The sequence below is a fragment of the Kribbella sp. NPDC043289 genome, from assembly GCF_056436705.1.
This window is the reverse complement of the sequence record NZ_JBWKCB010000003.1, coordinates 368,740-392,993: the sequence shown is the minus strand read 5'-3', so window position 1 is coordinate 392,993 and position 24,254 is coordinate 368,740. Positions and strand designations below refer to the sequence as shown.

General features: G+C 69.1%; 22 protein-coding genes. 18 read left to right on the top strand and 4 right to left on the bottom strand.

The features are described 5' to 3' along the window. The first annotated feature begins 39 nt into the window (after positions 1-39). The 7 genes from AC0662_RS20145 to AC0662_RS20115 all read left to right on the top strand — a co-directional run bounded on the left by AC0662_RS20145 (position 40) and on the right by AC0662_RS20115 (position 8,064). A complete protein-coding gene (locus AC0662_RS20145; protein WP_478302356.1) occupies positions 40-3,195 on the top strand; it encodes a DNA polymerase III subunit gamma and tau in 3,156 nt (1,051 codons plus the stop codon). Between the two features lie 276 nt (positions 3,196-3,471). Next, on the top strand, positions 3,472-4,032 hold the full coding sequence (locus tag AC0662_RS20140; RefSeq protein WP_452197821.1) for a YbaB/EbfC family nucleoid-associated protein: 561 nt from the start codon (positions 3,472-3,474) through the stop codon (positions 4,030-4,032). Between the two features lies 1 nt (position 4,033). Further along, positions 4,034-4,633 (top strand): recombination mediator RecR, encoded by a 600-nt coding sequence (recR, locus tag AC0662_RS20135; protein WP_452197823.1) that lies wholly within the window; start codon positions 4,034-4,036, stop codon positions 4,631-4,633. Continuing rightward, complete coding sequence (locus AC0662_RS20130) at positions 4,626-5,270, top strand: DUF5063 domain-containing protein (RefSeq protein WP_452197825.1); 645 nt, start codon at positions 4,626-4,628, stop codon at positions 5,268-5,270. Before recR ends, AC0662_RS20130 begins: the two co-directional genes overlap by 8 nt. 83 nt (positions 5,271-5,353) lie before the next feature. Further along, positions 5,354-5,866, top strand: coding sequence for a hypothetical protein (locus AC0662_RS20125; protein ID WP_478302352.1), 513 nt, complete (start codon positions 5,354-5,356; stop codon positions 5,864-5,866). Between the two features lie 32 nt (positions 5,867-5,898). Next, complete coding sequence (locus AC0662_RS20120; RefSeq protein WP_452197829.1) at positions 5,899-6,552, top strand: hypothetical protein; 654 nt, start codon at positions 5,899-5,901, stop codon at positions 6,550-6,552. A 21-nt stretch (positions 6,553-6,573) separates the two neighbouring features. Beyond that, positions 6,574-8,064 (top strand): serine/threonine-protein kinase, encoded by a 1,491-nt coding sequence (locus tag AC0662_RS20115; protein ID WP_478302350.1) that lies wholly within the window; start codon positions 6,574-6,576, stop codon positions 8,062-8,064. 211 nt (positions 8,065-8,275) lie between these two features. On the opposite strand, the gene dinB is transcribed toward AC0662_RS20115, so the two are convergent. Next, entirely contained in the window at positions 8,276-9,472 is a 1,197-nt protein-coding gene (gene dinB / locus AC0662_RS20110; RefSeq protein WP_478302348.1) for a DNA polymerase IV, read from the bottom strand. A gap of 102 nt (positions 9,473-9,574) precedes the next feature. Here dinB and AC0662_RS20105 point away from each other — a divergent pair, with 102 nt between their 5' ends. Continuing rightward, the gene (locus tag AC0662_RS20105; RefSeq protein WP_452204025.1) at positions 9,575-10,786 is read left to right on the top strand and encodes an MFS transporter; all 1,212 of its coding nucleotides are present in this window, start codon (positions 9,575-9,577) and stop codon (positions 10,784-10,786) included. On the opposite strand, the gene AC0662_RS20100 is transcribed toward AC0662_RS20105, so the two are convergent. Further along, a complete protein-coding gene (locus AC0662_RS20100) occupies positions 10,669-11,262 on the bottom strand; it encodes a dihydrofolate reductase family protein (RefSeq protein WP_478302345.1) in 594 nt (197 codons plus the stop codon). The genes AC0662_RS20105 and AC0662_RS20100 overlap by 118 nt on opposite strands. 33 nt (positions 11,263-11,295) lie before the next feature. Further along, positions 11,296-11,619, bottom strand: a complete 324-nt coding sequence (locus AC0662_RS20095) for an ArsR/SmtB family transcription factor (RefSeq protein WP_452204027.1) — start codon at positions 11,617-11,619, stop codon at positions 11,296-11,298. A gap of 230 nt (positions 11,620-11,849) precedes the next feature. Between AC0662_RS20095 and AC0662_RS20090 the strand changes: the two genes are divergently transcribed. Next, positions 11,850-13,118 carry an aspartate kinase gene (locus AC0662_RS20090; RefSeq protein ID WP_452204028.1) on the top strand — a complete coding sequence of 423 codons (1,269 nt, stop codon included), beginning with the start codon at positions 11,850-11,852 and terminating at the stop codon, positions 13,116-13,118. A gap of 5 nt (positions 13,119-13,123) precedes the next feature. After that, on the top strand, positions 13,124-14,221 hold the full coding sequence (locus AC0662_RS20085; RefSeq protein WP_452204029.1) for an aspartate-semialdehyde dehydrogenase: 1,098 nt from the start codon (positions 13,124-13,126) through the stop codon (positions 14,219-14,221). A 52-nt stretch (positions 14,222-14,273) separates the two neighbouring features. On the opposite strand, the gene AC0662_RS20080 is transcribed toward AC0662_RS20085, so the two are convergent. Next, positions 14,274-15,263: a TrmB family transcriptional regulator gene (locus AC0662_RS20080; protein ID WP_452204030.1), complete on the bottom strand. Its 990-nt coding sequence runs from the start codon at positions 15,261-15,263 to the stop codon at positions 14,274-14,276. Positions 15,264-16,541: 1,278 nt separating this feature from the next. Between AC0662_RS20080 and AC0662_RS20075 the strand changes: the two genes are divergently transcribed. From AC0662_RS20075 to AC0662_RS20040, 8 genes are read left to right on the top strand one after another with little or no spacing between them, the layout of a single operon-like run. Next, the gene (locus AC0662_RS20075) at positions 16,542-17,408 is read left to right on the top strand and encodes an ABC transporter permease (RefSeq protein ID WP_452204031.1); all 867 of its coding nucleotides are present in this window, start codon (positions 16,542-16,544) and stop codon (positions 17,406-17,408) included. Next, complete coding sequence (locus AC0662_RS20070; protein ID WP_387767180.1) at positions 17,395-18,213, top strand: ABC transporter ATP-binding protein; 819 nt, start codon at positions 17,395-17,397, stop codon at positions 18,211-18,213. Before AC0662_RS20075 ends, AC0662_RS20070 begins: the two co-directional genes overlap by 14 nt. Positions 18,214-18,216: 3 nt before the next feature. Beyond that, entirely contained in the window at positions 18,217-19,311 is a 1,095-nt protein-coding gene (locus AC0662_RS20065) for a glycosyltransferase (RefSeq protein WP_478302341.1), read from the top strand. Next, positions 19,308-20,633 (top strand): glycosyltransferase, encoded by a 1,326-nt coding sequence (locus tag AC0662_RS20060; protein ID WP_478302338.1) that lies wholly within the window; start codon positions 19,308-19,310, stop codon positions 20,631-20,633. Before AC0662_RS20065 ends, AC0662_RS20060 begins: the two co-directional genes overlap by 4 nt. Beyond that, entirely contained in the window at positions 20,630-21,340 is a 711-nt protein-coding gene (locus tag AC0662_RS20055) for a hypothetical protein (RefSeq protein WP_478302337.1), read from the top strand. Before AC0662_RS20060 ends, AC0662_RS20055 begins: the two co-directional genes overlap by 4 nt. After that, complete coding sequence (locus AC0662_RS20050; RefSeq protein WP_478302335.1) at positions 21,333-22,532, top strand: hypothetical protein; 1,200 nt, start codon at positions 21,333-21,335, stop codon at positions 22,530-22,532. Before AC0662_RS20055 ends, AC0662_RS20050 begins: the two co-directional genes overlap by 8 nt. Then, complete coding sequence (locus tag AC0662_RS20045; protein WP_452204036.1) at positions 22,529-23,140, top strand: acyltransferase; 612 nt, start codon at positions 22,529-22,531, stop codon at positions 23,138-23,140. The genes AC0662_RS20050 and AC0662_RS20045 overlap by 4 nt, the downstream gene beginning before the upstream one ends. Continuing rightward, positions 23,137-24,252 (top strand): DegT/DnrJ/EryC1/StrS family aminotransferase, encoded by a 1,116-nt coding sequence (locus AC0662_RS20040; protein WP_452204088.1) that lies wholly within the window; start codon positions 23,137-23,139, stop codon positions 24,250-24,252. Before AC0662_RS20045 ends, AC0662_RS20040 begins: the two co-directional genes overlap by 4 nt. The last annotated feature ends 2 nt before the right edge of the window (positions 24,253-24,254 follow it).

Genomic DNA, 24,254 nt, shown 5'->3' with positions numbered 1-24,254 from the left:
GGGCGGGGAAATGTCCGGGGGCGGCGCTAGGGTTGCCGCGTGGAAGCGCCTCTTGCTCTGTATCGCCGGTACCGCCCGGAGACGTTTGCGGAGGTGATCGGGCAGGACCATGTCACCGCGCCGCTGCGGAACGCGTTGAGTAACAACCGGGTGAATCACGCCTACTTGTTCTCCGGTCCGCGTGGGTGTGGGAAGACCACCAGCGCGCGGATCCTCGCCCGGGCGATCAACTGCGAGAAAGGCCCGATCGCCGAGCCGTGCGGGGTGTGCAAGTCGTGCACCGACCTGGCGCGCGGCGGGCCTGGCAGCATCGACGTGATCGAGATCGACGCGGCGTCGCACGGTGGTGTGGACGACGCCCGCGACCTGCGCGAGCGGGCGTTCTTCGCGCCGGTCGAGAGTCGCTACAAGATCTACGTCATCGACGAGGCGCACATGGTGACCACGCAGGGCTTCAACGCCCTGCTGAAGCTGGTCGAGGAACCGCCGCCGCACCTCAAGTTCATCTTCGCGACCACCGAGCCCGACAAGGTGATCGGGACGATCCGCTCCCGGACCCACCACTACCCGTTCCGGCTGGTGCCGCCGAAGGTCCTCGCCGAGTACATGGCTCGCCTGTGCGAGGCGGAGGGCGTCGCGATCGAGTCCCAGGCACTGCCGCTGGTCGTGCGGGCCGGCGCCGGTTCGGTGCGTGACTCGCTGAGTGTGCTCGACCAGTTGATCGGTGGCGCGGGGCCCGAAGGGGTGACGTACGAGCTGGCGGTCGCGCTGCTCGGGTTCACGCCGGATTCGCTGCTCGACGCGTGCGTTGACGGGTTCGCGGCGCACGACAGCGCGGCGGTGTTCGAGACGATCGACAAGGTCATTGAGACCGGTCAGGACCCGAAGCGGTTCGCCGAGGACCTCTTGCGTCGGCTGCGGGATCTCGTGGTGCTGTCCGCCGTACCGTCTGCCATTACCTCCGGCTTGATCGAGGCCGCCGAGGACCAGGGCGAGCGGCTGCAGACCCAGGCCGCCGGCATCGGCCCGGCTGAGCTGACGCGGGCGGCTGACATCGTCGCGGCGGGTCTGCTGGAGATGCGTGGGGCGACTGCGCCCCGGCTCCAGCTGGAACTGATCTGCGCCAAGGTGCTCCTGCCCGGCGCCGACGACTCCACCAACGGCATTCAGGCCCGCCTCGACCGCATGGAACGCCGCCTGGCGATCGGAGTCCCCGGAGGTACGCCGGACTTCGCGCCGGGTGCCGCCGGCTCGGTCGGTGGTGGCGCCTCGGGAGCTCCCGGTGCCGCCGGGATGGGCGCGGCCGGTGGAGCGGGCTCCCATGGTGACGCGGGTTCTGGCGCACCGGCGGACGCGTCCGCGAGCCGAGCCGCCGCCCGAGCAGCTGCAGCCGGCAGCCGCGCTGACACCACACACACCCCCTCCGCGGGCGATGCAAGTGGCCCGGGCGGTGCCGGAGGTACCGGTGCTCCAGGCAGCGCCGATCGCGCAGGTAGTGCGGCTGACGCGAGCGGCCCAGGCGGCGCGAGCGGGCCCGGCGGTGGGTCCGGTGATGGTGCGGTTAGTGGTGGTCAGTCCGGCAACGCTGGCGCTGCGGTGGCTCACGGTGTGGGCGGGGCGGCGGCTGGTGCTGCCGCTGGAGCCGCGTCGGATGACGCGGGGGCGGGTGGCACAGCGTCTGTTGGCGCGGCGCCGCGTGGAGCTGGGTCCGGTGGCACTGGGTCTGGTGCTGCGGCGTCTGGGGGTGGAGCGCGTACGGGGTCTTGGGGGGACGAGCCGTCGGTGTCGGCTGCTCCGGGCGCGCAGTCCGCGCCCGCACAGTCCGCAGCGCCCGCGCAGTCGGCGCCCGCACAGTCCGCGCCTGCGCAGGCTGCGGCGGGTGGGGCTGTTGGGTTGGTGGACATTCGGCGGTTGTGGCCTGAGGTGCTGGATGCGGTGAAGGCGAAGCGTCGGTTCGCGTGGATCATGTTGAGCCAGAACGCTCAGGTGATTGCGATCGACGATCAGACCCTGACGCTCGGTTTGGTGAACGCCGGTGCGCGAGAGAGCTTCGCGCGTTCTGGCAGCGATGAGATTCTTCGGCAGGCGATGATCGACACCATCGGTGTCAACCGCCGGATCGAAGCGGTTGTTGACCCGTCGACGGATCCGGGTGCTGGCGGTGCGAGCCGGTCGGGTCCGCAACCCGGCGGTGCTGGGCCGCAGTCCGGTGCCTCCGGTCCGCAGTCCGGTGGCGGCGGTTCGCAGACCGGCGGCCCCGGAGCACAATCCGGTGGTCCCGGCACGGGTGGCGCTGCAGTTGGTGCGGGTGCTGCAGGCGGAGCCGGCGAGCCAGGAGCCGGGTTCGGTGCGAGCGGGTCTGGCGCAGGTGGGTCGGGTGCGAGCGCGGGTGGACCGGGTGCTGGTGGACCAGGCGTCGGCGGGCCCGGTGCCGGTGGAGTTGGGAACGTGGCTGCGGGAGCTGGCTCGGCAGGCTCAGGTAGTTCGGATGGTGCTCGTGGCACGACCGGGGCCGGAAGTCTCGGCGGAGGTGCGGCAGCTTCCGATGGTGCCGGCGTCGCGGGTGGCGCAGCGGTCGTCGAAGGTCTGAGCGGGGCTGCAGGCGCCGAGGCTGCAGGTGGCGGAGCTGGTGGTGCAGGAAGTGCCGGGTCTGCTGCAGGCGGTGCTGCTGGTGGTGCCGCAAGTGGCGCGGTCGTAGGTCGCGGCGGCGCTGCTGGTGGTGCGCCAGGTGCTGGGGCTGCTGGTGGCGCGGGCGCGGGGGCTAGGCGGGGTAATAGCGCTGGTGGTCGGAGTGGGGCTTGGGGTGAGGAGGCTGGGACGGCGGTTGCGTTGCGGGAGCCGCCGGATGAGTACGACGTACCTCCGGAGTCTGATCCGTGGGAGGACGGGCCTGGGGCGCGTCCGGCGCGGCAACAGCAGGCGGCGCAGACTCAGAAGGCCCCGCAGGCTCAGCAGCCGGTGGGGGATCGGCGGGAGCAGGCGGCTAGTAAGCGGCGGGCTGCGGAGGCGGCGGTTGCTGCTGAGCAGGCGCGGAAGGCTGCAGCTCCGGTTGCACCTGAGGTGAAGCTGACGCCGGAGGAGGAAGCGGACTCGATCGGCGAGGACGACCTGGTGCTCGAGGAGGACTCGCGGTCGCACACGGACCTGCTGCGGGACACGCTCGGCGCCGAGATCATCACCGAAGAGCCCAACTGAGTTCACGCCGGCGCCACCCGCTGGTAACAGGCCCGTCCACAGGCTGCGGGCCCGAGTCACGCTCGGTATCCACATAATCCACAGGGCTGTGGATAAAGATGTCCACAAGATTGTGGATAACCATGGGGAGACTGGTCGGTTTCTGGGTCGCGCTGGGCTTGTCCGAGGGACCGGCTAGTGTTGAGGCTCCGGTGGGAGACAGGCCCGGAAACGGTGTGTCGAGGCCGGGACGGTAAGTACGGGGCTCGGGAGAGCGGTTCGGACGAGGAGATCGCAGTGTTCGACGGTGGCGGTGCTGGGGGCTTCGACATGTCCAACCTGCTCGCGCAGGCGCAGGCGATGCAGAACCAGTTGATGGAAGCGCAGGCCGACCTGGAAGGTCAGGAGATCGAGGGTTCGGCCGGTGGCGGTCTGGTGACCGCCCTGGTGTCCGGCACGGGCGAGCTGCTCAGCCTGAACATCAAGAAAGAAGCCGTCGACCCCGACGACACCGAGACGCTGGCCGACCTGATCGTCGCCGCGGTCCGGGACGCCTCGGAGAACGCGAAGCAGGCCGCGGCCGCCGCGATGGGTCCGCTGGCCGGTGGGCTCGGCGGTGCGTTCGGTGGCGAGGGCGGCATCCCCGGCTTCGGCGGCAGCCCGTCGGGGCAGTCCGGCCAGCCCGGGCCGGCAGGTTTCACCCTGCCCGGTGCGGCGCAGCCCGCGGTCGAGTCCGGCGACGACGAGCCGAAGCCGGGCAACGCGCCGAAGCCCGGCAGCGAGAGCGACCAGAACGGCGGTGTCGGGTTCACGAACCCGGGGAGCGCGACCGGCGAGCCCGGTCAGAACCCGGGCTGACGTGTACGAGGGGGCCGTTCAGGATCTCATCGACGAGCTGGGGCGCCTGCCCGGAGTGGGTCCGAAGTCCGCGCAGCGGATCGCGTTCCACCTGCTCGCCGCGGACGAGACCGACGTACGGCGGCTTGCGCACGTGCTCGTGCAGGTCAAGGAGAAGGTCAAGTTCTGCGAGATCTGCGGCAACGTCGCGGAGGACCCGCAGTGCCGGATCTGCCGTGACCCGCGCCGGGACCTGAGTCTGATCTGTGTGGTCGAAGAGGCCAAGGACGTGGTGGCGATCGAGCGCACCCGCGAGTTCCGTGGCCGGTACCACGTGCTCGGCGGTGCGATCTCGCCGATCGAAGGCATCGGGCCGGACGAGCTGCGGATCAAGGAGCTCATGCAGCGGCTGGCCAGCGGAGAGGTGACCGAGATCATTCTGGCCACCGATCCGAACCTGGAGGGCGAGGCGACGGCGACGTACCTGAGCCGCTTGCTGCGACCCATGGGGTTGCGCGTGACCCGATTGGCTAGTGGACTTCCAGTAGGCGGTGACCTCGAGTATGCGGATGAGGTCACCCTCGGACGGGCGTTTGAAGGGCGACGATCGATCGATGACTGAACCAACCGATATTGCGGAACGCGCTTTGGGGACGGACAGCGAGGACCTGACCGAGTTCGCGGAACAGATCGCCGACCAGGTCCGGAGCTTCCTGATCTCGGTGCGTGACATCGCCGCGCAGCCGGACGAGGACGGGGTCGACGAGGGCCTCGCCTCCCTGCCGTACCTGCTGCTCGAGGTCAGCCAGCTGCTGCTCGCCGGCGGCCGGCTCGGCGCCTTCGAGGACTTCGTCCCGGAGGAGCGCTTCGAGAGCGACGCCGGACCGGATCCGGACCTGGACGCGATGCGCGACCGGCTCGCGGTGCTGTTCGAGGGCCTCGACGAGTACGCCGAGGTTTTCGACCCGTACGCCGCTCCGCCGGAGATCACCGTGAACCGGCTCTCCGACGACCTGACCGCGATCGCGACCGACCTGGTGCACGGCCTCGCGCACTACGAGGACGGCCGGGTCGTCGAGGCGCTGTGGTGGTGGCAGTTCTCCTACGTTTCCACGTGGGGTGCCGCGGCGAGCGCCGTACTGCGGGCCATCCAGTCGCTGATCGCGCATGACCGGCTGGAGCCGGCGCACGACGCGGAGACCGAGGCGACCGACCGTGAACTGGTCGAGGTCGCCGAGGAAGCCGTCCAGCGCCGGTAGTTATCCACAGGTTGCTCCTGACCGGCCCACGCGGGGGTCCTCAGCCCATACGGTGAGGACTCGATCCCGGTCAGGAGGCCCGTGTGGAGCAGCAGGTGAAGGAACTCAGCGCGACGTTCCGTACGTCGCGCGTGCGGGCGATGATCTGGGCGCCGATCGCGACCTTCTTCGTCGTCGGCTTCTTTCCCCGCAATCTGGACTACGAGAATCCAGTCTCGGACGTGTTCTTCAATCTCGTCTGCCTGCTGTTTGTCGTCCTCGCGGTCCGCGCGTGGATCGCCGTACTGCGTCCGCGGGCCGAGCTCCGGCTCGCCTCGGAAGCGCTCACGATCAAACGCGGTCGTCGCGAACTGATCGCGCCGTGGCAAGCCGTCGGGCAGATTCGCGTCGTCTGGCACTCGAAGCGCCCATGGGTGGTCGTCTGGCTCGACGCGACCCTCACTCCCGACGAGGTGCCGGTGTCACGCCGTGAGGATGGAAGCTACTGGGTGCTCCCGGTCGGGCTCGGCCGGTCGACGCGCAAGCGCACGCAGCAACTCGAGAAATTCCGCACCGACATCATGGGGTACGGCGGCCGTTACCTCGACCCGTTCTGAGCCGTGCACCGCGGACTCGGTTGAATGGCGCTGTGTCAGTTCTCGAAGTGGTGCGGCAGATGCCGGAAATCAGCGTCGTACGGCGGGTCAGCCGGGCGTTGGCGGTGCTCGATCTCGTGTTGAACGAGGACGACAGCACGCGGTACTACGAGTTCGACGCGCGCTGGTCCGGGACCGAGGAAGCGGCGTTGATGCGCGACGGGTCGGGAAACGAGTACTCGATCGTGTTCTCACCCGACGGTGCGTTCGCGTACGGGTTCGATCACGAGTCGCCGATGTCGCCGTACGGGAACGACATGGAGTGGTGGCCGGGGCTGCTGGACGGCGTACCGGAGGTGTTCCGCGAGGCGCGGGACGACAAGGCGTTCTGGGACCCGGCCGGTGCGCCGCGGGCGACGGTGTGTTTCTGGCGGACGACCGACGACTCGTCCTGGCGATGCGGTCCGGTCGAGAACGTCGACGCCGACGGGGCGGACCGGCTCTTCGATCTGGTGGCCGACGGGCGGCCGGAGGCGTACCTGACGTTCGCCGAGGAGTACTACGAGGTGGCGCTCGACCTGGAAGCGATCCGGCACGTGTACGCGCTGATGCCGTTGACGGAGTACGTCGTGACGTCGCTCAACCGGCAGCGGCGGTTGGACGACCTCGCGGAGGGGATCGCCGAGATCGGGTACCCGCGATCCTGAAGCGCGTTAGCGTGACGCCCGATGACTACGCATCCACAGGATCCGGCCGTGGTCGGGTCGTTCGCGATCCAGGGCCGGCTCGGCCGTGGAGCGATGGGTGCGGTCTATCTCGCGCGGTCGCCGGGCGGCCAGCTGGTCGCGGTGAAGGTGGTGCGCGACGAGCTCGCCGGTGACTCGGGGTTCCGGGCGCGGTTCGCGCGCGAGGTCGCCGCGGTACGGAAGGTCAGCGGAGCGTTCACGGCGGCGGTGATCGACGCCGATCCGGACGCGGACCGGCCGTGGCTGGCGACCGAGTACCTGCCAGGATCCACGCTGCAGAAGGCGATCGAGACCTCCGGGCCGTTGTCGCCGGACAGTGTCTGGTCGCTCGCGGCCGGGCTGGCCGAGGCGTTGATGGCGATCCACGCGAGCGGCCTGGTGCACCGCGATCTCAAGCCGTCGAACATCGTGCTCACCGACAACGGCCCGCGGGTGATCGACTTCGGGATCGCGCGGGCGCTGGAGGAGACGAGCCTGACGGCGACGGGCGTCGTGATCGGTACGCCGGGATACCTGTCGCCGGAGCAGATCACGGGGAACGCGATCGGGCCTGCGAGTGATGTGTTCGCGTTGGGTGCGGTGCTCGTGTTCGCGGCGTCCGGGCGGGGACCGTTCGCGACCGGGAACCCGGCGTCGTTGCTGCACCGAATCGTCAACGAGCAGCCGCACATCCCGCCGCTACCGGGCCCGCTGTACGACGTCGTACGCCGGTGCCTCGCCCGCGACCCCGCCACCCGCCCGACGCCGGCCGAGATCCTGCAAACCCTCGGCCCGCCGGCCCCAACCGCCCTCCTCCATCCCCCCACGCTCATCCTCCCAACCCCAACCAAGCACCTCCCACCACCACAGAGCCGACCGCAGCCGAGCGCACCGCAACTGAACCCACCGCATCTGAGTCCACCGCAGCCTCCCCAGCTACCGCGACCGCACCAGCCCCAACTGCAGCTTCCGCAGTTGCCCCAACCGCAGGTCGTCGGCGCGACCTTCACCACGAGCCGCGCGCGACCAGCCGTCTTCGCCGCCATCACCACCTTCCTGGGCCTGGCGTTCATCCCCAGCAACCCGCAGCTCCAAGCGCAGCACCCGGTCCTCTCCACCCTCTCCGCCCTGGTCTCCCTCACCTTCGGGTACTTCGCCGTCCGCCACTGGATCCTCGTCCTCAGACCCAAGGTCGTCCTGCGCCTGTCCCCCGAGGGATTGACCGTCACCCGCGCCTACCGCGAGGCCACCGTCCCTTGGAACGGCGTACCGCGGATCCGCGTCGGTGGTGACGTCAAACGTCCGTGGCTGATCGCCTGGCTCGAACCGCCGTACCAGAACCAACTCCCCGTCTCGCACCGCCGCCACCACGGCGCCCTGCGCCTCTACCCGATCGCCCACGGCGCCACCCACCCGCGCCGCGTCACCCAGGTCAACGAACTCCGAGCCGCCCTCAACTGGTACGCCGGCCCCCGCCACGACAACACGTACTAGCACCGTTTGAGGGGCCGGCCCCTCAAACGAGGGGGTGCGCACCCAGAAATCGAGGGGCCCGGCCGCACTTTCAGGGGCCGGCCCCTCAAACGCGCGGCGGGTGCCGGGGGCGGACGTGCGGTGGGTGCCGGGCTGTCGGTTGGGCGGCGGGTGCTCCGGCGTCGGGCGCGCAGCGGGTGGTTTTGGGCGGGCGTGAACGCGAGCCGCGCCGCTAGTCCGGGAGCATGGGCATTTCGAGGGCTGGTCGCTTGCCCAGGAGGATGCCTCGGGTGATGGCGTTGGTGCCGAATTTGTCCTTGACCTGGTCCAGGGCCGAGTCGAGTTCGTTGTTGGCGGCCTTGTCGAAGGGGAGGGCGAGTTGGAGGGCGGCCTCGTTCTCGAGGTTGCCGACCGAGATGCCGATCATGGTCAGACCCTGCGTCGTGATCAGCGGCTGCGCCGCGCGGAGCAGGGCGCGGGCGGTGAGCAGGATCGCGCGCGTCTGATCCGTTGCTTGGGGCAACGTATGAGAGCGCGTCGCGCGGGTGAAGTCGTCGAAGCGCAGGCGGAGGGTGACAGTGCGCCCGGAGCGACCGGCCGAACGCATCCGCCGGGTGACCCGGTCGACCAGCCCGGCCAGCACCGCATCGAGGGTCGCCGGTGATTTGGGTGAGCGGCCGAGAGCGCGTTGCGAGCCGATCGAGCGTCGCCGGCGCCCGACCTCGATCGGGCGCGGGTCGCGGTTGTGGGCGAGGGCGTGCAGATGGCGGCCGGACGCCCGCCCGAGCATCGCGACCAGCGCCGCCTCCGGCAGCATCGCGACGTCGCCGACCTTCGTCAGCCCGCGAGTGCGCAGCTTCTCCGCGGTCACCTCGCCGACGCCCCACAACCGCGAAACGTCCAACGGGTGCAGGAATTCGAACTCCCGATCCGGCGCGACCTCCAGCAGCCCGTTCGGCTTCGCGACCCCGCTCGCGACTTTCGCGAGGAACTTCGTCCGCGCCACCCCGACGGTGATCGGCAGCCCGACCTTCGACAGCACCTCGGCCCGCAGGCGTTGCGCGATCTCCAACGGAGTACCGCGGATCTTCCGGAGGCCGCCGACGTCCAGGAACGCTTCGTCGATCGACAGGCCCTCGACGAGTGGCGTGGTGTCCTCGAAGACCTGGAACACCGCCTTGCTGGCCTCGGAGTACGCCGACATGCGCGGCTCGACGATGATCGCGCCGGGGCACCGCCGCAACGCCTGCCCACCGTTCATCGCCGTCCGGACGCCGAACGCCTTGGCCTCGTAGCTGCAGGCCAGCACCACCCCGGCGCCGACGATGACCGGCCGGCCGCGCAGGCGTGGGTCGTCGCGCTGCTCGACCGACGCGTAGAACGCGTCCAGATCGGCATGCAGGATGGTTGCCCCGCCGGAGACCGACACGAACACATGTTCGCATAAGCTCCCGACAAATCAGAGGCCAGCAACTGAGATAGGGAGAATTCCGGAGGCGGTGTCTGTCGTTGTCAGGAGAGAATGCAGCCCATGGACCTGACGGCGTACCGCGACCTGTGGAAGACCCACGGCGTGATCTCCCTGCTCGCCTCGGCCTTGGTGGCGCGGATGCCGGTGCTGGCGACGATGGTCCCGTTGTCCTTCCTTGCCAAGGACGCCGGCGGCAGCTTCGGCTGGGCCGGCGTGGTCGCCGGCGCCTACTCGGTCGGTACGGCGGTCGCCAGCGTGGTCTGGTCACGGATGGCCGATCGCAGAGGCGCGCGCAAGGTTGTCATCGCGACGGGCATGGCCTGGGGCCTGTGGATGGCGGTCCTCGCCGTCCTGCCGTACAGCTGGTTTCGTGTGCTGCCGATCGCGGCCGCACTGGCCGGTGTCTTCGTAGCGCCCGTCACCTCGGCACTCCGCGCCAACTGGCCCCGCATCGTGCACGGCTCCCGACTGCGGGCCGTCTACTCACTGGACGCCACCGCGCAGGAGCTCCTGTTCGTCTTCGGTCCCATGCTCGGCGCCCTGATGGTCAGCTTCGCCAGCCCGCGGGCAGGCCTGCTGGCGTGTGCGGTGACAGCGGCCGCGGCGATCTGGTGGTTCGGTCTGAACCAGCAGGCCGGCGTACCGCACGACGACAGCTCAGGCCCGCGCCCGACCGCCTGGCAGCTCGTCTTCCATCCGCACCGTACGGCGATCCTCGTCGCGTGGGCCTGCCTGGTGATGGGCTTCGCGTCGATGTCGCTCGGCATGGTCGCCGTCGCCGACGAGCACGGGAACCGTCTGATCGCCGGCGTACTGGAAACCGTGGCCGCGGTCGGCAGTGTGACCGGCGGTGTGATCGGTGGTGCGTTGCCGGGCAATCACACCTCGGCCGTGTGGCGTCGGATGCTGGTGTTCGCCGGACTGGTCACGGCCTGCATCTTCGCCGCGTCCTCGGTGGTCGCGCTGGCGATCGGGATGTTCGCTGCCGGATGCATGATCGCCCCGACCGTCGCCGCGCTCTACGAACGCATCGGCGCACTCACCCCGACCTCCGCCCACACCGAGATCTTCGGCTGGACGCAGAGCGGCGGGATGGTCGGTTCAGCGGTGGGCTCGGCAGTCGCCGGTGCGGCGGTGGAGGCCGGTGGCGTGCGTTACGCGTGGGTCCTGACCGCAGGCCTCGCCGTACTCGCGACCCTGTCCCTGCTGCGGGTCCCGCCCCACCGGCCGCTCGAGACAAGTGCCGTCGAGGGTACGGCGGTCGCGGCGTAGCGGACGCTGTAGTTCGCCTCCAGGACGCCGCCGTCGCGGGCGCACATCGAGATCAGTCGCAGCGGCCGGCGATCGAGCAGCATGCCGCGCCCGGCGGCGATCGGGTGGATGAGCAGCGAGAACTCGTCGATCAGGCGCCAGCGCAGCAGCGAGCGAACGAGCGTCAGGCTGCCGAAGACGTGCAGGTCCTCACCGGGCACCGACTTCCACGCGGTGAGCACCCGGCGGGTGTCGCCCTGCAGGAGTTCGGTGCCGGGTCGGGCAACCACGGGACGGGAGCTGATCACGATGTTCCGGGTGTGCTCGAGTCCGGCGAGCGAACCGGCGTACCGCTCGAAGGTCCGGCGGCCGAAGAGCACGGTCCGGGTTCCGGCTGTCAGCAGGCCGAGCGCCGGGCGCGCGTCGGTCAGCCACTGCTCGGGCCGCTCGACGATCCCGTCCTCGGACATGCACAGCTTGGCGACGATGTTCCGCATACCAAGCCAGATGCAGTGTGCGGGCGGAAGGTTTCAGGACTTTCGGCGGCCGCGGTGCAGCTCGGTCTCGAGCGCGTCGAGGCGGTTGATCCAGAACTTCCGGTACCGGTCCAGCCAGGTGTCGATCTCGCGCAGCGGGCCCGGGTCGACGGCGTACAGCCGCCGGGTGCCGTCGATGGTCACGGTCGCGAACCCGTTGTCGCGCAGGACCCGCAGATGCTGGGACACCGCCGGCTGGCTGATGCCGAACTCGGCGCCGATCGTGCCGGCGATGCTGCCGGCCGGCAGCTCGCCGTCGGCGAGCAGCTCCAGGATCCGGCGCCGGACCGGATCGCCGAGAATGTCGAACGCGTGCACCTGGCGATTGTTTCAGTGATGACTTATATGAACAAGTGGCCGAACGGTTTCCGGTCGCCCGGCGCTCCGGCCCAGGACCTTCCGGCGGTGGTGACGATCCACAGGACGGTCGGCCCGGGTGCTGGTCAGCCGGTAGGCAACGGTCAGGTCACGGCTAGAATGCTCGATGAGACTACGCCTGGTGCAACGCCGCACGGCGTACCGCAACCAGTGGTTTGAGGAGAAACACTGTGGGACGCGTCGTACACAAGTACGGCGGTTCTTCGGTCGCCGACGCCGATTGCATCAAGCGCGTGGCCCAACGGATCGTCGCGACGAAGAAGGCCGGGAACGACGTGGTGGTGGTCATCTCCGCCATGGGTGACACCACCGACGAACTGATGGACCTGGCCCAGCAGGTCTCACCGCTGCCCCCACCGCGGGAGCTCGACATGCTGCTCACCTCGGGTGAGCGGATCTCGGCCGCGCTGCTGGCGATGGCGATCGCGAACCTGGGTTACGAGGCACGCAGCTTCACCGGCTCGCAGGCCGGCGTGATCACCACGTCCGCGCACGGCAACGCGCGGATCATCGACATCACGCCGGGCCGGATCGAGGAAGCGCTCGGTGAGGGCCACGTCGCGATCGTGGCCGGTTTCCAGGGCGTCGCCCAGGACACCAAGGACGTCACCACGATGGGCCGGGGCGCCTCGGACACCACCGCGGTGGCGCTGGCCGCCGCGCTCGAGGCGGACTACTGCGAGATCTACACCGACGTGGACGGCATCTTCACCGCGGACCCGCGGATCGTGCCGGCCGCGAAGCACATCCCGAAGATCTCCTACGAGGAGATGCTCGAGATGGCCGCCTGCGGCGCCAAGGTGCTGCACCTGCGCTGCGTGGAGTACGCGCGGCGCTACAACGTCCCCGTCCATGTGCGCTCGTCCTTCTCGCAGAAGGAAGGCACCTGGGTCGTCGATGCGGAGGAACTGAATCAGATGGAACAGGCGATCATCTCCGGAGTGGTCCAGGACCGCAACGAGGCCAAGATCACCGTCGTCGGTGTGCCGGACAAGCCGGGTGAGGCGGCCCGGATCTTCGAGACCGTCGCCGGCGCGGAGACCAACATCGACATGATCGTGCAGAACGTCTCGGCGGTCGCCACCAACCGCACCGACATCTCGTTCACGCTGCCCCGCGTCGACGGCGCCCGGGCGATGTCCGCCCTGGCCCGGATGAAGGACGAGGTCGGCTACGAGCAGTTGCTGTACGACGACCAGATCGGCAAGGTCTCGGTGGTCGGAGTCGGAATGCGCTCGCACCCGGGCGTTTCCGCGAAGTTCTTCTCGGCGCTGGCCGACGCCGGCGTGAACATCGAGATGATCTCCACGTCGGAGATCCGGATCTCGGTGGTCGTGGACGAGAACCTGGTGGATGCTGCCGTGACCGCGGCGCACACCGCATTCGATCTGGACGACGAGCACACCCAGGCTGTCGTGTACGGAGGAACTGGACGGTGACCCTTGTGAGCGCTGTGGAGAACACGATCGACGATCGGGCGGGTCTGCCCTCGCTGGCGGTGGTCGGGGCAACCGGCGCCGTCGGCTCGGTGATGCTGACCCTGCTCTCGACCAGGCAGAACGTCTGGGGAGAGATCCGGTTGATCGCCTCCGAGCGCTCCGCGGGTAAACAGTTGTCGGTCCGCGGCGAGGACGTCGAGGTCGTCGCGATCAGCGAGGACGCCTTCGACGGCATCGACGTGGCGATGTTCGACGTACCGGACGAGGTGTCCGCGCACTGGGCGCCGATCGCGGCCGCCAAGGGTGCCGTCGTGGTGGACAACTCCGGCGCGTTCCGGATGGACCCGGACGTCCCGCTGGTGGTCCCGGAGGTGAACGCCGAGGCGGCCCGGAACCGGCCGAAGGGCATCATCTCCAACCCGAACTGCACGACGCTGTCGATGATCGTCGCGATGGGTGCGCTGCACCACCGCTACGAGCTCGAGCAGCTGGTGGTGGCGTCGTACCAGGCCGCGTCGGGTGCCGGTCAGTCCGGGATCGACGCGCTGTACGACCAGCTCACCAAGGTGGCCGGCAATCGCGAGCTGGGCAGCTCGCCGGGTGATGTCCGCCGGGTGGTGGGTAACGACCTCGGCCCGTTCCCGGCTCCGCTGGCGCTGAACGTCGTACCGTGGGCCGGCTCGTTGAAGGACGACGGTTGGTCGTCCGAGGAGCTGAAGGTCCGCAACGAGTCCCGCAAGATCCTCGGGCTGCCGGATCTCAAGGTGTCCGCGACCTGCGTGCGAGTTCCGGTCGTGACCACTCACTCTCTGTCGGTGCACGCGCGGTTCGTCCAGGAGGTCGACGCCGACGGTGCCCGTGAGGTACTGCGGGATGCGCCCGGCGTACTGCTGTTCGACAACCCCGCCGAGGGGGAGTTCCCGACGCCGGCCGACGTGGTCGGCACCGACCCGACCTGGGTCGGCCGGATCCGGAAGTCGCTCGACGACCCGAACTCGCTGGAGCTGTTCGTGTGCGGCGACAACCTGCGCAAGGGCGCGGCGCTGAACACGGCGCAGATCGCGGAGGTCGTCGCCAAGGAGTTCACACCGGCCGTTTCCTGATAAGAACGTCGAGGGGCCCGCACATCAACGTGTGCGGGCCCATCAGTGCGTTCTAGAGCCAGTTCTCCCGTGCCGCGTGCAGGGCCAGTTGGAAGCGGGTGCTGGCGCCTGTGCGGTTCATCAGGCGCTCCAGGTAGCGGAAGAACGTCCGGCGGCTGATGCCGAGCGTACGGGCGATGGTGTCGTCCGCGGCGCCGGTCGCCAGCAGGGCCAGCAGGCGGCGCTCGATCGGCTCCAGCCGGTCGTCCTCGGTCCCCACCGAGGCGTGCAGCGGCAGCGCGTTGCGCCAGCAGAGCTCGAACATCCCGATCAGCGCGGACAGCAGGCTGCTCGGCCGGATGATCAGCAGCGACCGGTTCACGTCGGTGTCGCGCGCCGACATCGAGACGAACGCGATCGAGCCGTCGATGATCGTCAGCTTCGCCGGTACGTCGGGCAGCACCCGCGCCTGCTCACCCGCCTCCACGCAGGGCAGGATGTTCTCGGTCAGGTACCCCGGCACCTCGACCGACTCCGGTGAGTACACGATCCGGTAGGAGACGCCACGCTTCAGGTGGTCGATCTCCTCCTGGTTCGGGCCCCCGATGTAGTACGGCGGGGAGTCGATCGCCAGGATCTCGCGCTGCACGCCGCCCTTGATCTGGTGGATCCGCTCGACGATCGCGCTGCCGGTGACCACCTCGATCAGGTGCGCGGTCGACTCGTTGTGCACGGTCCGGCGGAACTCGTCGTACGCGTTCAGGACCTCGATCCGGGCCTGTTTCAGCTCGGACTCGCGACGTAGCGTCATCGCCTCCAGGCCGGCGTCCGGCGGGACCGGGAGAAAACGCGAGTGGTCCGATCCCGACCGCCGGGCCAGACCGGCCTGCACCAGTCCGCCGAGCGCGGCGTCGATCGGATGCTCCCGGTCGGGGACCGCCTCGTCCAGTTCGGTGATCGACGACGGGCCGGTCCGCAGCAGATGCTGGTAGATCCTGACCTCGTCGTCGTTGAGTCCGAGCACCTTCAAATGATCGGCACGCTCCGTGTCCGTTCCGCTCACGACTCCCCGTCCCTTCCGAGTGCTGTCACCGTCCGCTACCGCCCTTCCAAGGTTAAAGGGGCCGATCCAGTGGGGTCGGCACCGTCCGTGTCGGCGCATATGCGTGCAGCGATATTTGTTGTCCTGTCAGCATTCTTGTGCCGTGTCACCATCTGGCCACCCATTTTTCGCGCTCCTGCGCGAGAATTGAGGTCCAGCAGCCCGGCGACGGACCACCTGAGCGCCGCCGGGCTGCTGTTCCAATTCTGGCGTGTGTTCACTGTCCCGTCAGCGGACCCTGTTTCGGTTGGGTCTCGATCCCGGCGCATCGGTGCCCTCGCACTTCCGTGCCATCACCGGCTGTGCCGAAGGGTGTACAAACTGTGGCATCTCTCCAATCGTGAGGCCGATGAGGAGGACGCCCGATGCGACCGGTTCCGCCGTGTGCCGCCACCGTTCGCGCGGGTGCCGTCCCCAGTGCCAGGGTGTCCTTGCAGGGAGCCCGTGACGCACTGTCCTCCACCGGTCTCCGGTCCGCCCCCACACCTGCTGCGCGCACCTGCCGGCGTCCGCAGCATCTCTGGGGACGGACGAGGGGGCTTGGCGCCCGCCAGGTCCCAGGCGCGATGACCGCCGCCCTGGTCATCGTGCCCGTTGATCCGGCACGGAGCGTGTTCGGCACCGCCCAGCGCGGACACGCCGCCGGATCGCAGGTGGAACCCCGGGAGATGCCGAGCGGTGTTCCATGGATGGTGAGGCTGTCCATGGGAAGCGTGGATGTGATGTTGCGTGTCACGTCCACCGCCCGGCTCACACCGGCCAGGAAGCACCTCCTGGGGTCCCGCCGGTAACAGCGGTCACCCGTGACCACATCTGTCACGGCCCCGGTGTGGCACGTCACGCCAACCGCGGGGCGGCGCGTAGCGTCGTACCCATGAATTGACAGCGATTTGACCTTGCTCACTGTTGTTCACTGCCGGGCGCGGCGAGCATGGAACAGGCGCCGTTTGCGTGCGCTGGAAGGCGTTTTGGCCGTCGTCGGCTGTCAAATGTATATTCCGGATAACGATCGGCGAAGGACGACTCGGGTGTTGTGGACGCAGTGGCGTACGACGTTTGGTAGCCGTCCGTACGTCGTTGCTCACTAAGGAGGACCGCTGTGTCGTCGGCGTGCGGATCGATCCGCTACTCTGCTTCCCGGTCTGCGTGGCGTGCCGCCGTACCCCTGGCGGCAACAGCCGAAACCCAGGTGATCGGCCATCGTGGATCCAACTTCCGGCAGAGAGAGGCGTCGCCTGAATGAACGCGACTAGCGTCGACGAGGAGTTCAACCCGTCGGTGCACGTGTACGAACCCCACAAGGTCGGACTGCCGGCACTGCGCCCGTACTTCAAGGCGCTGTGGCAGCGACGGGAGTTCGCGGCGGAGATGTCCCGGACGAACATCCGGGGCGCCCACACGAACACCTTCTTCGGCCAGGTGTGGCTGGTGCTGAACCCGCTGCTGCTCGCCCTGGTCTACTACCTGCTGACCGACATCATCGCCGGTGGTGGTGCCAAGGTCGATGCAGGGCTGCGGTTCGCTCACATGTGCGGCGGCTTGTTCGCCTTCTACTACTTCTCCGGTGCGATGACGGCCGGTGCGGCCAGCGTCGTCGGCGGCGGCAAGCTGCTGCTGAACCAGTCGTTCCCGCGGATGTTGCTGCCGTTGTCGGCGGTCCGGACCGCGTTCTTCCGGTTCCTGCCGACCCTGGTGGTGTACTTCATCATCCACCTGCTGATGAAGCAGAAGCTGCACTGGCAGATGCTGCTGGCGCCGGCCTTCCTGATCATGCTGACGGTCTTCGCCGCCGGTATGGGGATGATCTTCGCGGCCCTGCAGGTCTACTTCCGCGACACCGCGAGCTTCCTGCCGTACTTCGTGCGCATCTGGCTCTACATGTCCCCGGTGCTGTGGTTCGCCGAGCAGGCGCCGCCGAAGTTCAAGGGCTTCATCCAGTACAACCCGTTGTACTCGCTGCTCGGCGGCTGGACCGACCTGCTGGTCAAGGGCCACATCCCGAACATGAAGCTGTGGATCGGTGGCGGGTTCTGGGCGCTGCTGGCGTTCGGGGTCGGCGCGTTGTTCTTCATGTCGAGGGAGCGTGATTTCGTTGTCCGTCTCTGAGACCGAGAAGAAGCCGATGCAGAAGACGCAGTCCAATGTTCCGGCGGTCAAGGTGCAGGACGTGTCGATCACGTACCGCACGACGTTCGAGCGGGTGCCGACCTTCAAGAGCGCGATCGTCCGGCTCGGCCGCGGCGAGCGTGCGGTCCGCGAGGTCAAGGCCGTCCAGAACGTCTCCTTCGACGTCAACCACGGCACCACGATCGGCATCATCGGCGCGAACGGTGCGGGCAAGTCGACGCTGATGCGTTCGATCGCCGGCATCCTGCCGCCGACGTCCGGCCGGATCGAGGTACACGGCCGGGTCTCCACGCTGCTGTCGCTGGGCGTCGGTTTCAACGCGGCTTTGTCCGGCAAGGAGAACGTCGTCCTCGGTGGTCTGGCGGCCGGTCTGAGCCGCAAGGAGATCGAGGCGCGGTACGAGGAGATCGCCGAGTTCGCCGAGCTCGGTGACTTCATGGAGATGCCGATGCGGACGTACTCGTCCGGCATGTTCAGCCGGCTCGCGTTCTCGGTCGCGGTGCACATGGACCCGGACATCCTGATGATCGACGAGGCGCTGTCCGCCGGTGACGCGTCGTTCAAGACGAAGGCCGCGGCGAAGATGTCCGAGCTGGTCACGAACAGCCGCACGATGTTCCTGGTCAGCCACGCGATGAGCAGCGTCCGCGAGATGTGCAACGACTGCATCTGGCTGCACAAGGGCAAGCTGATGATGCGTGGCGAGCCCAACGAGGTCATCCAGGCCTACACCAAGTTCCTGCAGGTCGGGGAAGAAGAAGCCGTCTCACTCGAGGATCTCTGACCGATGTCTCGCAGCACGGCGCCGGACGTGGGGATCATCACGACCGGTCACGACGTGGCCGATGCGCGCCTGCACAAGATCACCGCGGCCCTGCAGCACCGCGACCTCCGGGTCGAGCTGTGGGGCCTCGGTGATGCCGACGGCGGTCCGGCCGGCGCCACCGTGCACGCGGGCCCCCGCGGCAACCTGGTGCAGCGGCTGGCCCGTACTGCCGTCCTGCCGTGGCGGACCAAGGCCAAGGTCGTGATGACGGTCGACCCGGACATGATCCCGGTCACCCGCCTGGTCACGGCGATCCGGCGGCGCAAGCTCGTCGTCGACGTCCACGAGGACTACGAGCGGCTGCTCGCCGACCGTGCCTGGGCGCAGGGACCGGCCGGGTTGCCGGCCCGGCTGATCGTGCGCGCCGGGTCGAAGCTGGCCGCGGGCGCCGACCTGACCGTGGTCGCCGACTCGCACCTCGCACCGCACCAGGCCAAGCACCGCATCGTGGTGCAGAACCTTCCCGACCACGGCTTCCTGGCCCCGTCCCCGCCGACCGGCGCCCCGCGCGCCGTGTACGTCGGGGACCTGCGCACCAGCCGTGGTCTGTTCGACATGGTCGAGACCGTCGCCGCGGCACCGGACTGGTCACTCGACCTGGTCGGCCCGGTCGCGCAAGCGGACCGGGACCGGCTCGAGGCCCGGATCGTGGAGTCCGACCTGGACGGCCGGGTCCGGCTGCACGGGCGCCAGCCACCCGCCGACGCCTGGCGGATCGCGCACGGCGCCTGGGCGAGCCTCGCCATGCTTCAGCCCACCCCGGCGTTCGTGGAAGCGATGCCGTCCAAGATCTACGAGTACCTCGCCAGCGGCCTTCCCGTGCTGTCCACCCGGCTGCCCCGGCAGACCCGGGTGATCGAGGAGTCCGGTGGCGGAGTCCTGGTGGACTCGGTGGCGGAGGCGTCCGAGACCCTGCGGCGCTGGTCCGCGGATCCCGGGGAGCTGGAGAAACTGCGTGACCACGCGTTGCAGTGGGCGAGAGAGCACCTGTCCACCACAACGCCGTACGACGAACTGGCCGACGCGATTCTCAACCTGCTAAGAGGACCTGCATGACGACCGACCGCCCACATCTGTTGTACGTCGCCTGGGGCTTCCCGCCCTGCCGGGGCGGCGGTGTCTACCGGGCACTGGCCACGGCCAACCGGTTCGCCGCGCTCGGCTGGAAGGTGACCGTGCTGACGGCCGACCGCGACACGTTCTTCCGGTTCACCGGTGCGGACCTGACCCTCGAGGAACGGGTCGACCCCTCCGTCGAGGTCGTCCGGGTCCCGTTCGAGTGGCCGATCCTCGAGGCCGACCTGCGGCGCTGGTCCAAGCGCCGGGCGGCGAACCCGAAGCTCTGGGCCAAGTGGCGCACCAAGCAGGACCAGATCCCGTTCCCGGAGAGCGGGTACGGACCGTGGCGCTCGGTGATCGAGAAGGCCGCGGAGCGGATCCACAAGCAGCACAAGGTCGACCTGACGGTCGCCACCGCGAACCCGCACGTCGCGTTCACCGCGGCGTACCACCTGCACAAGAAGTTCCAGGTGCCCTACGTCATGGACTACCGCGACGCGTGGCTGCTGGACGTCTTCACCGGTGACCGGCTGCACGAGCCGAACAGCCGCGCGGCCCGCTGGGAGAAGAAGCTGGTCGAGTCCGCTCGCGAGGTCTGGTTCGTCAACGACCCGATCAAGGAGTGGCACGAGAAGCTCTACCCGGCGCAGGCGAACCGGATGCACACCGTCGCCAACGGCTTCGACCCCGACCTGGTGCCGGACACCCAGGACCGTGGCGCGGTCACCGACCGCCCGCTGGTCTTCGGGTACGTCGGAACCGTGTCGCCGAAGGTGCCGCTCAAGGAGTTCGTCGAGGGCTGGCAGCTCGCGAAGGAACAGTCGCCGGAGCTCGAGGGCGCGAAGGCCAAGATCCACGGCTACCTCGGGTACTACGCGCAGCCGCGGGCGGACATGCTCGCGACGATCAACGCCGCCGCCGACGCCGGGGTCAGCTACGAGGGCCCGGTCGGCAAGGCCGAGATCGCCAAGGCGTACGACGAGTTCGACGCGCAGCTCCTGATGCTCGGCAAGGGGCGGTACGTGACCAGCGGCAAGGTGTTCGAGTACCTCGCGACCGGGTTGCCGGTGGTGTCGGTGCACGACCCCGAGAACGCGGCGTCCGACGTACTGCGTGGGCATCCGTTGTGGTTCCCGGTCGCGGACGTGACGCCGGAGGCGATCGCGGCGGCGCTGATCGAGGCGGCGCACTCGGCGCGGACCGCGGACGAGGGGATCCGGGCGAAGGCGCGGGAGTTCGGTGCGTCGTACCGGCGGGACCTGCAGCTCGACCCGCGGATCGAGTCGCTGGCCGCTAGCGTGAAGAAGGTGGCCGCATGAGCAACGTCGTACTGCTGTCGACGCGGCGGTTGCCGCCGACGTACTTCGACCAGGTCCGTGAGGATCTTGGCAATCAGGCCATCACGATCGACGTCGTCGGTTGGGTCGCTCCTTCCGCGTGGGTGGCCGACAAGGTCAACACGTTCACGTTGATCGGTCCCGGGCGGATGCCGGCACAGCCGGTCGTCGAGCCCGAGCCGGTCGATCCCACGGACGAGGCACCCGACGCAGTCATCGCCCCGGAGGCGGTCGCCGAACCGGAAGCCGTTGTTGAAGAGACCAAGGTCGCTCCGGCTGCTGCTGAGGTTCCCTCCACACCGCCGGTAGCTCCTGCAGCGCCTGCCGCCAAGCCTCGGCCGACTGGGGCCAAGCGGGTTGTCAAGGCGGTGGAGTGGCGGGCTCGGCGGGCTCGGAAGGTTGCGGGGCGGATGTTGCCGCCGGCAATCAAGAAGTCGGCGCCGGTGAAGTTCCTGCGGGGACAGCGGGCGACGAGTGATCTCGGGAAGACGTACTGGGCGCGGGTGCTGACCCGCCGGGACGTGCTCGCGACCATCGACCAGGCCGACGTGGTCGTGGCCCTGGACGCGGGCGCGATCTGGGCCGGCTGGAACCTCGGCCAGCGGAAGACCAGCACCCCGGTGGTGCTCGGTCTCCCGGCGGCCCGCCGCGAACTGGACATGCTGAAGGTCCCGGCAGGTAATGGGTGACACAGTGACGGTGACGCGATCGATGCGCGAGCACCTGCCGGCGCCGTTGGCCCGGACCGCGGGAGCGGTCCGGAGGCGCCTGCGCGGCTTGCGGTACTCGTTCGCACAACTGCCGGCGTTCCCGCCGGCAGCGACGACGCCCGTGCGGATGCTGGTCGGACCGACCAACTCCGCCGGGCAGGGGCACGCCTGGGCACAGGCCGCGAAGACCCTGCCCGACGTCGACGCCGTCTCGTTCTCGCTGCACCGCAAGGGCCAGTTCCAGTTCGCCGACGACTACGGCGTACCGCTGGCGTGGTTCGGTCAGCCCCGCTGGCAGCGCGCCCAGCAGCAGCATGTCCTCGGCAACTACACGCATGTGATGGTCGAGTCGCTGCGCCCGCTCTTCGGCGCCCGCGGCTACTCCGACGCGGCCGCGGACATCGAGGAGATGCTCGCCAAGGGCATCGACGTCTCGCTGCTCTTCCACGGTTCCGACATCCGCCTGCCCAGCCGGCACGCGAAGCGCGAGCGCTGGTCGCCGTTCACCCCAGGTGACGAGCTGACCGACCGTCTCGAGCCGCAGGCCCGCCGGCACGCGGAGTTGGTGGAGTCGCTCGGCCTGCCCGTGTTCGTCTCCACGGTCGACCTGCTGGACGACGTACCGAACGCCCAGTGGTTGCCGGTGGCGATCGATCCGACACGGTGGCAGCAGTCCGCGCGGCCGCTGTTCGCCGGCCCGAAGCCGGTCGTCGCGCACGTCCCGTCGAACGCGAAACTCAAAGGCACGCAGGAGATCGACGAGGTCCTCACCGATCTCCAGGACCGTGGCCTGGTCGAGTACCGCCGGATCACCGGCGTGCAGCACCAGGACATGCCCGCCGTCATCGGCGACGCCGACATCGTTGTCGACCAACTGCACATCGGTCTGTACGGCGTGGCGGCCGCGGAAGCCCTGGCCGCCGGGCGGATCGTGGTTTCGTACGTCGGTGACGCGGTGCGCCAGCGGGTGCGTACTCTGACTGGGCGAGAGGTGCCGATCGAGGAGGCGGATCCCGACACCCTGGGTGATGTCCTCTCCGGTCTGATCGCCGATCGTGACGCCGCCGCCGAGCGGGCTTCCGCCGGCCCCGGCTTCGTGGCCGAACTGCACGACGGACGCCGTTCGGCCGCAGTACTGAGAAGTTGGCTCATTTCGAAGGAGACCCTGTGACGTCCCGCATCGCGCCATCCGCCGACGTCGACGACAGCGCTCAGATCGGCGACGGCTCGTCGGTCTGGCATCTGGCCCAGATCCGCGAGAACGCGGTCCTCGGCGAGAACTGCATCGTCGGCCGCGGAGCCTACGTCGGGACCGGGGTCCGGATGGGCGACAACTGCAAGATCCAGAACTACGCGCTGGTGTACGAGCCCGCGTCCCTCGAGGACGGTGTGTTCATCGGCCCGGCGGTGGTCCTCACCAACGACTACTTCCCGCGCGCGGTGAACCCGGACGGTTCGCCGAAGAGCGGCCACGACTGGGAACCGGTCGGGGTGACGATGAAACAAGGCTGCTCGCTCGGTGCGCGCAGCGTGTGCGTGGCCCCCGTCACCATCGGTCGCTGGGCGACCGTCGCCGCGGGTGCGGTGGTGACCAAGGACGTGCCAGACTTCGCGCTGGTCGCCGGGGTCCCGGCGCGCCGGCTCAAGTGGGTCGGCAAGGCCGGGGTTCCGCTGCTCGACGTCGGTAACGGCGAGTGGAAGTGCCCGAACACGGGCGAGATGTACATCGAAACCGACGGACGGCTGCGGCCGGCCGACGAAACACAGGAGGAGAACTGATGGTGCAGCCGATTCCGGCCGCGAAGCCGATCATCGGGAAGGAGGAGCGCGAGGCCGTCGACCGGGTGATGCAGTCCGGCATGCTGGCCCAGGGCCCCGAGGTGGCGGCGTTCGAGCAGGAGTTCGGCGCAGCGCTGGTCTCCGGCCGGGCGTGCGTCGCGACCAACTCCGGAACCTCCGGTCTGCACCTCGGCCTGCTGGCCGCTGGCGTCGGCCCGGGTGACGAGGTCATCGTCCCGTCCTTCACCTTCGCCGCGACCGCGAACAGCGTCGCGCTGACCGGCGCCACGCCGGTGTTCGTCGACATCGAGCCGACGTACTTCTGCCTGGACCCGGTGGCGGTCGAGGCCGCGATCACCGAGAAGACCAAGGCCGTCATGCCGGTGCACCTGTTCGGGCACCCGGCGAACATGACCGCGCTGCAGGCCATTGCTGATAAACACAGTGCCGACAAGCCCGCCGAGCGCCGCATCCAAATTTTCGAGGACGCCGCGCAGGCGCACGGCGCGACCTGGAACGGCGCGCCGGTCGGTACCTTCGGCGCGTTCGCGATGTTCAGCCTGTACCCGACCAAGAACATGACGTCCGGTGAGGGCGGCATGAACTCGGTCGCGAACGAGGACCTCGAGCGCCGGATGCGGCTGTTCCGCAACCAGGGCATGCTCAAGCAGTACGAGAACGAGGTCGTCGGCCTGAACAACCGGATGACCGACCTGCACGCCGCCATCGGCCGGGTGCAGCTGACCAAGGTCGGCGGCTGGACGAAGCAGCGGCAGGAGAACGCGGCCTTCCTGGACGCGAACCTCGCCGGTGTCGGCGTCCCGGCGGTCGCCGCCGAGGCGAGCCACGTGTACCACCAGTACACGATCCGCGTGACCGAGGACCGCGACGGCTTCGCGAACGCCCTGCGGACCGAGTACGGCGTCGGCTGCGGCGTGTACTACCCGATCCCGAACCACCGGCTCCCGTCGTTCCAGCGTGAGCTGGACCTGCCGGAGACCGAGAAGGCCGCGGCCGAGGTGCTCTCGCTGCCGGTCCACCCCTCGCTGTCCGAGGACGACCTGAACCGGATCGTGGCCGCGGTGAACACCGTGGCGAAGGCGGGTGCGTGAGC

What these genes read in the sequence shown, in the direction of transcription:
- AC0662_RS20130 (WP_452197825.1), top strand. Translation starts at nt 4,626, where the DNA reads ATGACTGAACCAACCGATATTGCGGAACGCGCTTTGGGGACGGACAGC.
- AC0662_RS20115 (WP_478302350.1), top strand. Translation starts at nt 6,574, where the DNA reads ATGACTACGCATCCACAGGATCCGGCCGTGGTCGGGTCGTTCGCGATC.
- AC0662_RS20105 (WP_452204025.1), top strand. Translation starts at nt 9,575, where the DNA reads ATGGACCTGACGGCGTACCGCGACCTGTGGAAGACCCACGGCGTGATC.
- AC0662_RS20100 (WP_478302345.1), bottom strand. Translation starts at nt 11,262, where the DNA reads ATGCGGAACATCGTCGCCAAGCTGTGCATGTCCGAGGACGGGATCGTC.
- AC0662_RS20075 (WP_452204031.1), top strand. Translation starts at nt 16,542, where the DNA reads ATGAACGCGACTAGCGTCGACGAGGAGTTCAACCCGTCGGTGCACGTG.
- AC0662_RS20065 (WP_478302341.1), top strand. Translation starts at nt 18,217, where the DNA reads ATGTCTCGCAGCACGGCGCCGGACGTGGGGATCATCACGACCGGTCAC.
- AC0662_RS20060 (WP_478302338.1), top strand. Translation starts at nt 19,308, where the DNA reads ATGACGACCGACCGCCCACATCTGTTGTACGTCGCCTGGGGCTTCCCG.
- AC0662_RS20055 (WP_478302337.1), top strand. Translation starts at nt 20,630, where the DNA reads ATGAGCAACGTCGTACTGCTGTCGACGCGGCGGTTGCCGCCGACGTAC.
- AC0662_RS20050 (WP_478302335.1), top strand. Translation starts at nt 21,333, where the DNA reads ATGGGTGACACAGTGACGGTGACGCGATCGATGCGCGAGCACCTGCCG.